This is a genomic window from Allotamlana fucoidanivorans, assembly GCF_045788535.1.
Taxonomy (GTDB): domain Bacteria; phylum Bacteroidota; class Bacteroidia; order Flavobacteriales; family Flavobacteriaceae; genus Allotamlana; species Allotamlana fucoidanivorans.
In genome coordinates this window covers 3,223,722-3,235,989 of record NZ_CP074074.1, presented here as the reverse complement: position 1 = coordinate 3,235,989, position 12,268 = coordinate 3,223,722, and the positions used below count along the sequence as shown (strand labels likewise).

The 12,268-nt window shown below is 29.4% G+C and carries 10 protein-coding genes; all 10 read right to left on the bottom strand.

Annotation, left to right across the window (positions count from 1 at the left end; all coding sequences use genetic code 11):
* Window positions 1-33: 33 nt before the first annotated feature.
* The 10 genes from asnB to KFZ70_RS13650 are packed head-to-tail and all read right to left on the bottom strand — an operon-like array spanning window position 34 to window position 12,251.
* Complete coding sequence (asnB, locus tag KFZ70_RS13695; RefSeq protein ID WP_139694839.1) at window positions 34-1,932, bottom strand: asparagine synthase (glutamine-hydrolyzing); 1,899 nt, start codon at window positions 1,930-1,932, stop codon at window positions 34-36.
* Window positions 1,933-1,936: 4 nt separating this feature from the next.
* Window positions 1,937-3,082 carry a glycosyltransferase family 1 protein gene (locus KFZ70_RS13690; protein WP_139694838.1) on the bottom strand — a complete coding sequence of 382 codons (1,146 nt, stop codon included), beginning with the start codon at window positions 3,080-3,082 and terminating at the stop codon, window positions 1,937-1,939.
* Window positions 3,083-3,087: 5 nt separating this feature from the next.
* Window positions 3,088-3,972 carry a glycosyltransferase family 2 protein gene (locus KFZ70_RS13685; protein ID WP_139694837.1) on the bottom strand — a complete coding sequence of 295 codons (885 nt, stop codon included), beginning with the start codon at window positions 3,970-3,972 and terminating at the stop codon, window positions 3,088-3,090.
* A 15-nt stretch (window positions 3,973-3,987) separates the two neighbouring features.
* Window positions 3,988-5,085 (bottom strand): EpsG family protein, encoded by a 1,098-nt coding sequence (locus tag KFZ70_RS13680; protein ID WP_139694836.1) that lies wholly within the window; start codon window positions 5,083-5,085, stop codon window positions 3,988-3,990.
* The gene (locus KFZ70_RS13675) at window positions 5,085-6,551 is read right to left on the bottom strand and encodes a hypothetical protein (RefSeq protein WP_139694835.1); all 1,467 of its coding nucleotides are present in this window, start codon (window positions 6,549-6,551) and stop codon (window positions 5,085-5,087) included. Before KFZ70_RS13675 ends, KFZ70_RS13680 begins: the two co-directional genes overlap by 1 nt.
* The gene (locus KFZ70_RS13670; protein WP_139694834.1) at window positions 6,552-7,676 is read right to left on the bottom strand and encodes a glycosyltransferase; all 1,125 of its coding nucleotides are present in this window, start codon (window positions 7,674-7,676) and stop codon (window positions 6,552-6,554) included.
* 28 nt (window positions 7,677-7,704) lie between these two features.
* The gene (locus tag KFZ70_RS13665; RefSeq protein ID WP_139694833.1) at window positions 7,705-8,475 is read right to left on the bottom strand and encodes a glycosyltransferase family 32 protein; all 771 of its coding nucleotides are present in this window, start codon (window positions 8,473-8,475) and stop codon (window positions 7,705-7,707) included.
* A gap of 10 nt (window positions 8,476-8,485) precedes the next feature.
* Window positions 8,486-9,454, bottom strand: a complete 969-nt coding sequence (locus KFZ70_RS13660; RefSeq protein WP_139694832.1) for a polysaccharide pyruvyl transferase family protein — start codon at window positions 9,452-9,454, stop codon at window positions 8,486-8,488.
* Window positions 9,451-10,725: a hypothetical protein gene (locus KFZ70_RS13655; protein WP_139694831.1), complete on the bottom strand. Its 1,275-nt coding sequence runs from the start codon at window positions 10,723-10,725 to the stop codon at window positions 9,451-9,453. The genes KFZ70_RS13660 and KFZ70_RS13655 overlap by 4 nt, the downstream gene beginning before the upstream one ends.
* Window positions 10,725-12,251 (bottom strand): lipopolysaccharide biosynthesis protein, encoded by a 1,527-nt coding sequence (locus tag KFZ70_RS13650; RefSeq protein ID WP_139694830.1) that lies wholly within the window; start codon window positions 12,249-12,251, stop codon window positions 10,725-10,727. Before KFZ70_RS13650 ends, KFZ70_RS13655 begins: the two co-directional genes overlap by 1 nt.
* Between the last annotated feature and the right edge of the window lie 17 nt (window positions 12,252-12,268).

The following is a 12,268-nucleotide window of genomic DNA, read 5'->3' as shown; positions in this document are numbered from 1 at the left end:
TAATACATTATAAATAATTTAAAAAAATAGTGTTTAACTTTTATATTCTTTACAATACCACTTTTGAAAACAGTAAAATGTCCAAACTTTAAAGGTATGGTCTTTCCCGTTTAGGTGTTCAAAAACTAGTTGTTTAATAGCTTCTTTTTTAAAAATATTTTGTGAATCTAAAAATGCATCATTAACAAAATATTCCAAATCCTTTTTAAGAGAGGACCTTAACCAGTCTCCTACGGGAACTCCAAAACCAGATTTCGATTTGATTAAAAAGTTTTTCGGGAAATCTCCTTTAAAAGCCTCTTTTAATATAAATTTTTTATCCCACCCCTTCATCAAATACGCATGTGGTAGTGACTTTGTATATTCCCATAGTTTTTTGTTTAAAAAAGGGGCTCTACATTCTAGGGAACTCAACATGCTGGTTCTGTCAACCTTAACTAACATATCGCCTTCTAAACTCATAACCTTATCTATTAATCGGTACTCAGTTAGGTTTTTGGGTGATTTGATGTTAGTTGACTCTTTATAATATTCAAATGGTTCCGTTTGGAAAAATTCAGGTAATAAAAAGGACGATAAACTGTTTGATGGAAAACCCAAAGATATAATGTCCCAATAATGATCTCCAGAATAATTAATGGAGTTTAATAAACGTCTTATCAAAAATCTCACACCTCTATTATCATCCTTAGTTTTAAATAAATGCTCAGCTGGTTTGGATATGGCCTTATGAATTGTATTTGGAACTATTCTTGTGTACTTTTGATTAATATTTCCCATATAGTATTTATTATAGCCTCCAAACACTTCATCGCCACCATCACCTGTTAGGGCTACTTTTACATGTTGACTTGTTTTATTAGCTACTAAATATGTTGGCAGGCAAGACGAGTCCGCAAAGGGCTCATCAAAATTATCTAGAATATCATGCACATGGTTTTCTAAATCTTTTTCATTAATAATAAATTCATGGTGGTTACTATTGATAAGTTTTGCTACTGTGCGTGCTTTATCCGATTCGTCAAATGATTTTTTTTCAAAACCAATTGAAAAAGTGTTAATTTTTGAATTATTTATTCTAGATAAGCAAAGCGAAACTATCGAAGAATCCACACCACCGGATAGGAACGTTCCCAAAGGCACATCGGCGACAGAACGACTTTCTACACTTTGCTGGACCAAGTCTTTCACTTTTGCTTTGGCCTCACTAAATGTTGGTTTTTTTATGTTTTTTGGATGCTCATTTTCAATAATTATTGAAGAGAAGTTATTGGATTTTAAATCGTACTCAATATAATTATTTGATTCAAGCTTTTTTATACCTTCGTAAATTGTATAAGGAGCAGGAATGTAGGTGAGTTTAAAGTACAGATTGAGTCCAAGATTATCTATACGTGGTAATAAGGGCAACTGATTAACGATAGATTTTAATTCTGATGCCCAATAAAATCCATTGTCGTTTTTAGTATAATACAAAGGTTTTTCACCAAAAAAATCTCTAGCAATAAAAACTTTATTTTTTATTTTATCATGAATACTAAAAGCAAACATGCCATCTAATTTTTTAAATGATTCTATGCCATACATTTCATACATTCTCAATATAACTTCAGTATCGCTCTTTGTTTTAAAGGTTACATTTTTTTCTTCTAATTCTTTTTTAAGCACTAGATAATTATAAATTTCACCATTAAAAACAATAACAATTTGTTTGTTATCGGAAAAAATGGGTTGTTTTCCTGAGCTAAGATCAATAATTGAAAGTCTTCTCATGCCCATAGCTATTCTTGTATCATTGTTAATGTCAGTATAGACTCCATCATCATCTGGCCCCCGATGAAAGATCAGGTTGTTCATTGCATTGATATTATCAAGAAATATCTTTTTACTTGTATTTTGATTAGTTGAAATAAATCCGTTAATTCCACACATTTGACTATTTTTTTAAAGCATTTTGATACAAATCATGTAACATTTTGGCATTATTAATTATATCATAATTTCCTTTTACAATTTTATCTTTAGTATTTTCTCTATTATAGTTTGAATGTTTTATAATGAATTCTGCCCAATATTTTGGAGGTTGGTCTAGAGACATAAATTTCACCAAATCTGTAATGTTTAATTCATTGGATATTTCATCCGATGCTAGAATTTTTAACCCAGAACTTTGCGCCTCTATGAGAGTTACCGGTAAGCCTTCATTTGTTGAGGGAAACACAAACACGTCCATGGCCTGTAAAATATTATTTACATCATTTCTAACACCAAGAAATTTCACTTGATTAACAATGTCCATTTCAGACACCAATTCCTTATACATTTTATTGTCACCACCACCAACAAGCAATAAAACACAATCTTTGTTTAACTTGAGCAACTCGCCAAAAACCCTTATTAAAAAAGAATGGTTTTTCTCAACAACAAAATTACCTACATGACCAACAACAAATTTATTGTTTAAATTAAGTTGTTCTTTTATGGTTCTCGCCTTTTTTTCTTGATAAACAAAGTTGTCGGAATCAATGGCATTGTTAATCATATTAACCGCATTGATATTACGCTTTCCAAATAGCCATAAACCAGCTTTTTTGCCACAAGAATAGTAATGATTGGCGTATTTAGGAACCTTTAATTTGAAATAATTTTGAACAAAGAACTTAAATATAAAATTAAGACTGTGTCTGTTTCTTGAAAAAGGATTCATATTGACCTTATATAAACTAGTATGGCTATGAGCAATCCTTACAGGAACATTATTTTTTTTAGCAGCTTTTAGCACAAATGTACTTAAACCGTTAAGGTGACTATGAATTATTTTATATTCCGGGTGTGTCTTAAAAAAAGTATCTAAGCTTTTTTTATATTGACGCAAATTCTTAAAATTTATATTTTGTAATCTATATATTCTACCACCTAATAATAAAATTTCATCGTCAAATGCACCCTCAGATTCACGATGCAAAAGGAAATCGAATTGAATCTTAGTTCTATCTATATTCCTGTAGTAGTTCATTACCATAGTTTCAGCACCACCTCGATTCATTATAGTTAGTACGTGTAATACTCTCAATGGGTTCATTTTTTTTAATTTTTGGAAGTATTAGTAATGATATATAGATATAGCATGAACCCAAAAGGGATGGCTAATATTGTGTGCATTTTTCTTGTTGATTCAGAAATGAAACTCCAATTTTTTGCCAATAAACTTGAAGATACGTAATGAATGGCTTTTTTCATTCTTTCTTTAAATGATATGGCATATTTCATTTCAATCAAACGAGAATAGGCAAACCCCTTTGGATTTCTCCTATATTGTTTTAGCATATTTAAGCTCGAACCATCAGGCATGTATTCAACAATGCATAGCACTTCATTTAATGTCAATACTTTATAATCTTGATCAATTAATTGATATAAACAGCCTAAAGGGACAAACTTTTCTCCATCAAAGATTGGGTAGGGTGGGTATTGTTTTATAATTTTAGTTCGATAAACTAATTTTTTATCTCCAACAACATGGTGCTTCTGGTACAAATCAATTACGGTTGATATATATAAATTTTCAGGTAATTTTGAACCAATAATTCGTCCTTGCTTATCTGCGTCTAAGCCAATGATCCCTGCTATATGATCATTTTTATTATCATGCCAACAACAAAGAATTTTTTCAACGGCGTTATTTGGCATAAAATCATCAGAATCGATGCACACATTGAGGTCTGTTTTAATGAGGCTATATGCTGTATTATGTGCCCCGTGCATCCCTTGATTGTCTTGATAGTGGTACTGTATTTCAATTTTATGCTCTTTAATCCAACTATTAACCAATTCTTTAGTATTGTCTGACGAACCATCATCTATAATTAACCAAATAAAATCTTGGTTGGTTTGTTTAATTAGACTATCATAACATTGATCTAAACAATAGGCACGGTTAAAGGTAGGTGTAAAAACGGTTAAAGTTTTCATTATTCTTTGAGGTTATTAATAATAAACATAATACATAAAATATGTAAAAGAAAAATAGGCAGTAAGTACTTTGCCAATGACAATATGTTGATTGTTAAAAAAAGATCCTTTCAAGAAAGGATAAATAATTATTAATCCCATCAAAAACCATGATAAGTATGCAAATCTATTTGAAAAATTTGCTCTAATTACCAATATCCAAAACCCATTACATATAAGATATGTATTGTACAAATGAAAATATACTTTATCATAAAAATCTTTTTTAAAAATAAAATACCATCCAACAAAAACAGCTACGGCACTATAAAACAAAAAGTCATACCTAAAACCGCTGGTAACGATTCCGGCATCATCTAACTGAGTTCCTGAAATGTAACCAGAAAGCCTATCGTTTCCAAAACCTAAACTTGCAAAAAGGTTTTCCCATATGCCACCAAAAGCTAGGGAAAGTGGAATTGAAAAAAGCCAAAATATAAAATATGATTTAGAATTACTATATGTATGTGATATTAAAAATGCCATTATAGGAAGCATTAATGAGTTATGTATTTGTGTAGAAATAATAAACACAACTATCATCCAAAACTTTTTGTTATAAAGTGACACGCCCCACAAAAAAAAAGATGTAGCCATGCCGTTTCTGATACCATTAGTGCCATATGTCCAAAACGAGAAAGAAACAGCGAACATCAAAAATGCATATAGCCAATATTTTCCAAAAAAGAAAATAGAAACTTTATAGAAAGGAAGAATATAAGCAATGGCACAGAGTAAAAAAAAATACTTTACCGTTAAAAACTGAGAACAAATCTTCATATATATTTCAAAAAAAACATCTTGTTTGGTGTTTAACGGCTCCCCATTAACATATCTTAAATATTTAACGTTGTAAGTGGACATATCCCCAAAAAAACGTCCGCTTACGGGTCTAAAACCAATATACAATATGGCATAAAACAAAAACAAATACCCTATAATATTAATATAGTTTATATTTTTACGGTCATTGATGGATAATGCATAGGTATGCAATAAAGTAAATACTACAACAAAAAAGGCTATATGGATATACACCCTAAAATAGTATTCCAATGGGATAAAATCAAACATTATTCTTTTATTAAAAAATCAAATACTTTCAAATCCTTACTGCTATTCATTGTATGTAAACCAACATAATTATCATGGGGAAATATTTCTTCAACCGTATTTTCTTTATAATCAAATTTTGAAAGTTCAAGGATTTCATTTATCACTAAGTTTTCTCCATAACTCGACACACATTTTTGAGACACCCGGTAAATTTTGTTATTTTCAAAAATAAAATTGCCAGCATTTCTAGATTTAGAAGAGTCAGCAATAATTGGATTTCTTATGTGAGATTGCCATTTATTACTGAATAGGTCATCAGAATAATAAAGATATAACCTTTCATTGTTATCATGTTCAAAATCCTCAATTTTGTTAGCAAAAATCCAATACAACTCATCATAATACAACCATATAGCATCAACAAGTTTAATGCCTTCCATCAAATTCTTTTCAAAATTCCACTTAAAAGGGAATACCTCACATTTATATAGTTGTAAATTATTTTTTTGACTGGTTTCTGGTATCATGTAAAAAGTATTATCCCTAAAAAATACATTTGGAAAAGACAAATGGTAATCCTTATCCAAAACAGATTTGTATTCAATAACTTCATGAAACTCATTAAGCCTTAAACATGATATTCGACCTATATTATTCTCTTTTAACTCTTCAAAAAACACAACGCTTCCTGTTTTATTTTTTATGATAAATGGATCAGCCCAAAATGAATTCTTTGGTTGTTTTAAAAAAATATAGCGATCATTTTCTTTAATAGCAATTTTCCAATTTAGTTTATTATATGAAAACTTTCTTGAGAATATTTTAAACGTCAGTACAATATAATAAATAACAAATTTAAAATGAGTCTTCAATTTTGACCTTTTATTTTCCCTTTTTTGAAAAGCACCTGCATATAAATATTCATTATCGCTTTTTAAAAATTTTATCAAAAAAATAGAGAAATTAAAAAGAATCTTGTGAATATTGTTTATTACTCCTTTTTCTTTTTTTAATTCAACTCCAAAAATAATTTTCCATTGTGTAGACTTTAAATCATTAAACAATATTCTAAGAGGTATTTTTTTGTCATATAAAATTGAACTTAAAATAAAATTATAGTTTGAGTCAAAAGTCAAAAATCCTTTTTTTGATAGTTTTTTATATTTACTATCAAGTATAGGTTCTGACTCAAAAATAATGTAATCACAAAAGCTTAAACTTGAAAAATCACCTATAACTTTTATATTGGGTTTAATTGTTAAAAGACTTATGTTTGTAAAATCCAAAGGATTACTTGACAAATTATTGAATTTTTCATCTATGAATTTCGTAATAGGTGGAAATGAAAATTCTATGTTTGCGATATCTTTATCAATAAATATCTCTATATAAATATCGGAAATTTCATTACTAACCCTTTCAATACATTTGAATAAGTATGAATTTATATTATGAGAGTTTATAACGAATAGTAACTTTCTCATTTATAATATCAAATTTTTATAACCAAATAAGTGTAGCCACTTCTTCATTATTGTTTGCTTGTTATACCTTTTGACATTCAAAGTCCCATTTTTACTAAAGTTTTTTCGCATTTCTTCGTTTTCAATCATATTTAATATAGCAAGCGCAAGCTTCTCAACATTACCATCCTCTATCAACAATCCATCATTATTATGTGAGACAATATTTTTGGGACCGTTAGGACAATTAAAAGATATAATTGGTAATCCATTAGACATTGATTCTAATAAAACCATTGGAAAACATTCGGTTAAAGAACTCATAACATAAAATGACGCCTCTTGCATTTTCTGTTCTATCTGATGTGTAGCTTCTTTTATAAAAAAGTTATTATCTAAGCCTAAAGAAATAATAAGATTATTTAGTTTTTCAACATATTTCTTTTCTCCATTACCATAGACTTCTATGATCCATTCTTTGTTTTTTTCAAATACAATTTTCCACGCTATTATTAAGTTCTCAAACCCCTTTACTGGTGCTATTCTCCCTGCGCTTATTGCTTTCTTATTTGTTAATGATGAAAATGATTTAGGAATATCTATAAGGAAATTGGGTATTACAATAGTATTGTTTGATTTAAAATATTTCTTTTCATCATCAGTAAGTAATACATTATAAGTGTATTTTCTCTCAACAAAATCATTTAATTTGTAAACAAACCCTTTTAGTTTACTGCAATTGGCCCTATCTTGTTGATAGTAATGCCTTGAAGAATGAAATTCTTTTATTATGAGAGTTTTATTTACTATAAATGGTAAAAAATAATAATCATATTGAGAACTTAAAGTTATTATTACATCTGGTTTAATTTTATTCAATAAAGATTTTAATTTATAAAAATGAATAGGAGCTTTAACTATGTTTAATATGGAAAAATAGCTTCTGTCTCTTTTATAAATCAAATTTATATCTAAATGTTTAACTTTTGAATCAATATCATAACAAAATTTATTTTTTTTTTGTTCATTAGTTATAATAAAAATGGTCATATCTTCTAAGTTGGCTAGATAGTTGACCTTATTGGTTAAAACCCTCTCCGCACCACCATGTAAGTATAATTGATCTGTTATGTAAGCTATTTTCATTATTTATTTAAATATAAAACACGCAACTTTATTTACCTCCTCTTAATATTTTCCTTAATCTAAGAAATACAATTATTTTATTAATTGTATTTACTCCAAAAAGTTTCATCAGTTTTCTTTTAATGTTAGGTAGAAAAGCAATTCGTTTTGGCACCCATGACATTGCAAAATGATGGATACAAAAGGTGTTCTTTGTTTTTTCAATAATTCCAGTTCCATGGTTTTTAGCACAAAAGAAATCTTTTGGAAACATAAACAATTCATTTGCTAAATATGAAAAATTTGGATTTTGTGCTTCAGAGTATCCTAGTTCTTTTATTCTATAATTTTCTTGCATTTTTTTCATCATTATTCTCGGTAGTGTTAGCGTATCATAGCTGCCATCTTCCCTGATAAAGGATTTGTTTTCATAATAGGATAAACATTTAGAAACCCAATTTGAATCTTTCTTCGCACCAAATACACCTGCTTCAATTATTCCATCTCCTTCGGAACCGAAAAAATAGGGAAGGTGTAATAACGAATTAAAGCTTTTTACTACTTCAACATCAGTATCTAAATATATACCTCCATATTTAAGAACAGCATATAACCGGATATAATCCGATGCAAAAGCATATTTTTTAGCTTGAAATGCTTGCTTTACCCAAATATTGTCCTCAACGGGAAACCTATTGGTGTCCCAAAGCATAAATTCATACTCAGGTAACTTCTCTTTCCAAGATTCAATACAAAATCTTATTAAATTGGGAAACTCGTCATCACTAAGCCAACAATAATGTATTATTTTTGGAATCATTACAATAGATTTACTTTGATACAAATGTTCTGCACTTTTTCTTTAGAGGTTCAGCTAACTTATGATGCAAACCAAGATTTTTTACCTTTGTGTCTTTGTGTATTTTTCCTTGTAATGGAAAGTTTGAGGTGAATTCTCCTGTTTTTGTGTTAATATCAATGCGATTAAATAATTCTAAAATACCATCAAATCGGCAAGAATCCACAAAACTATCAAAGCCATTTATAAATATAACTGGTGTTTCCATTGCTAAACAAGGTAATGCACAATGTATTCTAGAAGTAATAACTAATTTAGCCCTTGCATACTTTTTAAGAAGTTCTTCAGCAATATCAAATTTTTCCTCATCAGAAATGTTATTCAAAGGTTCTTGATTGACATAATGGGCCTCATTAAGTAATTCTTGACTAATGAAGTTTTTTACATGTTTACTTTTTTTCCTTAACTGTAAAGCTTTACCATTCAGAATATTTTTTATAGTTGCTCTTGAGTTGTAAAAATTTTTTTGAGGACTTGGGTAGCTATATAACGGATCAACTATATAAACGTCATCACCCCTTTCTGAATCATCCACCTTATACGAATCTAATGTTAATGTTAAACAACCAGTAAAGTAAGCTTCAATGCCTTTAGCGTTTAAAGTGTCTGCTGTAAATTGATCGCGACAACCAATAGGTTCATGTTTTTTTAAATAAGCAATACCTCTATCACTTAACATGTAAGGAGCGGCCGTATTGTTCATATGGAAAGAAACGAATAAAGGATTGATTTTATCGGAAGGAATCCAATTTTCAGTGTTGTGAATAAACCAACCATTCATAATCAGTTTAACTTCTTCGTCGCTGTAAAAAGCCATTGACTCTCTATCTATATACTTATCAACTTTAGGTAGAAATTGCTTAGCAGCCAAGCTCTGTATATTATCTCCGATATTAAAATATTTTTGATTTTCTATATAAGTAAGTAAACCGTATTTCATACTTTGATTTTTTTTATTAATTTGATTAACCAAGGATACTTATTCCTTAAAATAAATTTTAGCTTTTCTTTTGAATTTTTAGTTTTTTTTATTTTGGCTTCTAACATACTTTGTAATTCTCCATCTCTTATTCTCTCTAATTGTTTATTTTCTATTTCTATATTTTCAAAAACAAACATGTTTTGTGATACCTTAGATTTCTCCATGAGTTCCCACCAAAAGTAGTTCATTCCTATGTTTGAACCATATTGCTTTAATACCTTAAAAATTTCATTATAAACACCCTTATCAACATTAAATCCATATTCATTTGGATTTTTCCCATTTAAAATGATACCAAGAATGGTTCGATAGCATTTTTCACAACAACTGCAGTTAAATTCAGTTCTAAGCTCGGAATAACATACACGAAGTTTAAATTTGTTATTGGTTTCGTTAGAAAACTTAGTAATTAAATCAACTTTATCTTGCCTTTGAAGTTCATAACCATCATGAAAAACCTTAATACCAGACCACGTAATATTTTCATCTATTTGTGGTGTAGACCCCCAAGCAATGTCTATAGCTTTGGTATATGAAGAGGCTATATAAATCTTACTATAAGATCTTAAATATGAAATTGGTGCTAAAGAACCAATTAGAGACAGACCATGCTGAACCTTGCCCCACCAACCAATGTCTTTTAACAATAGTTCAACTTGGTAAGTATAAAAATTACGCACATTGGTCTCAATATAAACTTTTTTGTTGTTTTTTAATAACTCTTCGCTTTCAATGAAATTTGTAAATTCTCCCCATTGCTTTTTATCATCAATATCAATATCGGCTCCAAGAATAGTTACTAAATCGGGAATCTGGTCATAAGTTCTTATATAAGTGGCGTAAGCATCAACACCACCACTAAACAGCATGGCCGTCTTCTTTCCTTCTATTTTATTTGATATAAGTTTTCTATAATTTAAATCTCCCAGAATGCTATAATCGTGAAATTGTTTTTGAAATTCATCCTTAACTTTCTTAATCGCAAAATTAAAACCTTCATCAATTTCTTCAACTTCTATATCAAAATTGGCAAACCAAGAGATGGGTAAAAAGTTTGAAAGAAAGGGTATCACCAAAATACTAGTTGGTACGTTCCTTACATCTTCACCATACTTAATATAGAACTTATGCTCAGCGTTAAAGTATTTTTTAATAGTATCTGTAACTGAATAGTCATAATTAACCTTTCTTCCTCCATCTGTAAAACTTATGCTTTTTAACTTTAACATTATTCATTGATTTTTTTAAAAACTGGTGATAGAGAATCTTTAAATAATTTTTTTTCAAATTCGATAAGGCCCAAATGATACATACCCAGTATGTAAAATATGGAATAGCAGCTTGCTTTAAAAATAAAATTTAGCCAGCCATTACCCGGTATATAATTTATAAAATAGCTGATAACAATAATTGCAAAAACAGTTAAAAGAGATTTATAGGATAGTTCTCTAAAAAATCTAAAGATATTTAAACCAATCACTTTGTGATAATAGAAGTTCATAACATTTTGCACAATAAACCAACCTGTTACCGTACCACATATCATACCTAAAGCACCATAAGTTTTAGCCAAAAAAGCTCCAAATCCAGCTCCAGTAATCAAGAAGGTTAGATACAAAACGGCTTTGAACGATAACTTGTTTTTTGCTTCTAAAATAGAATTTCCAAACCCTTGAATCAAAGGAAGGGTATAAGCCATCATAATCAATAATGCTATTAACCAAACTTCAAAGGAGCCATCGCTTCCAAGTTCTTTTCCAACCCATAAATACACAAATTGATAACCAAATAATAGAAAAGCCCCAAAAATGTACATAAGAATAATAAAGGAAATTCGGCCAATTTTTATCATCATACTGGTTAACTCTTCACCAGAAGCATTATCTACGGTCATTTTTGTTGCTCGAGGTAAAAATACGCTCGAAATTGCTGTTGAAAAAGCCCCGTAATAAGTACCCAGTACAATACCAATTCCATAAATGGTTAAAACTTCTGGCGTAGCAATTCTGCCAAGTATCCAATGGCCAGCCTTCCATTGCAGTATACTAACCAAGGCAAAAACAAAAATCCAAAGCGAATACCCAAAAATTTCTTTAATGTATTTCAATTTTAATTCATGCAATTTGAACTTAACTTTTAACTTGTAAAAAACATAATAAAATTCAACGCTTAAAAAAATAATATTAAAAACAGTGTCAATAATAACTAAGGCAATAGCCTTTCCGCCCCACAATAAAACTCCTATAACTACAATGGTTCTTAAAATATAACGTATAATATTGACGGTTTTTGGGAAAACGAACATCTCATAACCATAACATATACCGGTAAAACTACCTCCTGGTAACCCAATAGCTAAGTTAAAAATAAGTAATATGAAAATGGTTTTAGCTATACGTATTTCTTCGGTATTCATCTTAGTGAAATATGTATCAATATAGCCGTAAAAGGAAATTCCTATAATGACTATAACTACTGAAATCACAGCATAAATCAGCATGGTTGTTGCCAAAAAATTTTCTTCACTTTTTCGGTCATTTTCAGCTCTGTATTTAGCTACAAAGCGCACAATGGTGTTGTTAAGTCCTAAATCTAATACAGATATAGTTCCTACCAAAGCACCTATAGCGGTATACACACCGTATTCGGCTTTCCCCAAATGGTTTAGTATAAAAGGAGTTATAAAGAGCCCAACCACATTTGTTAAAAATATAGTCATGTAATTCAATGCAGCTCCTTTTTTTAATTGACTCACTTTAGTTTAATTTTCGT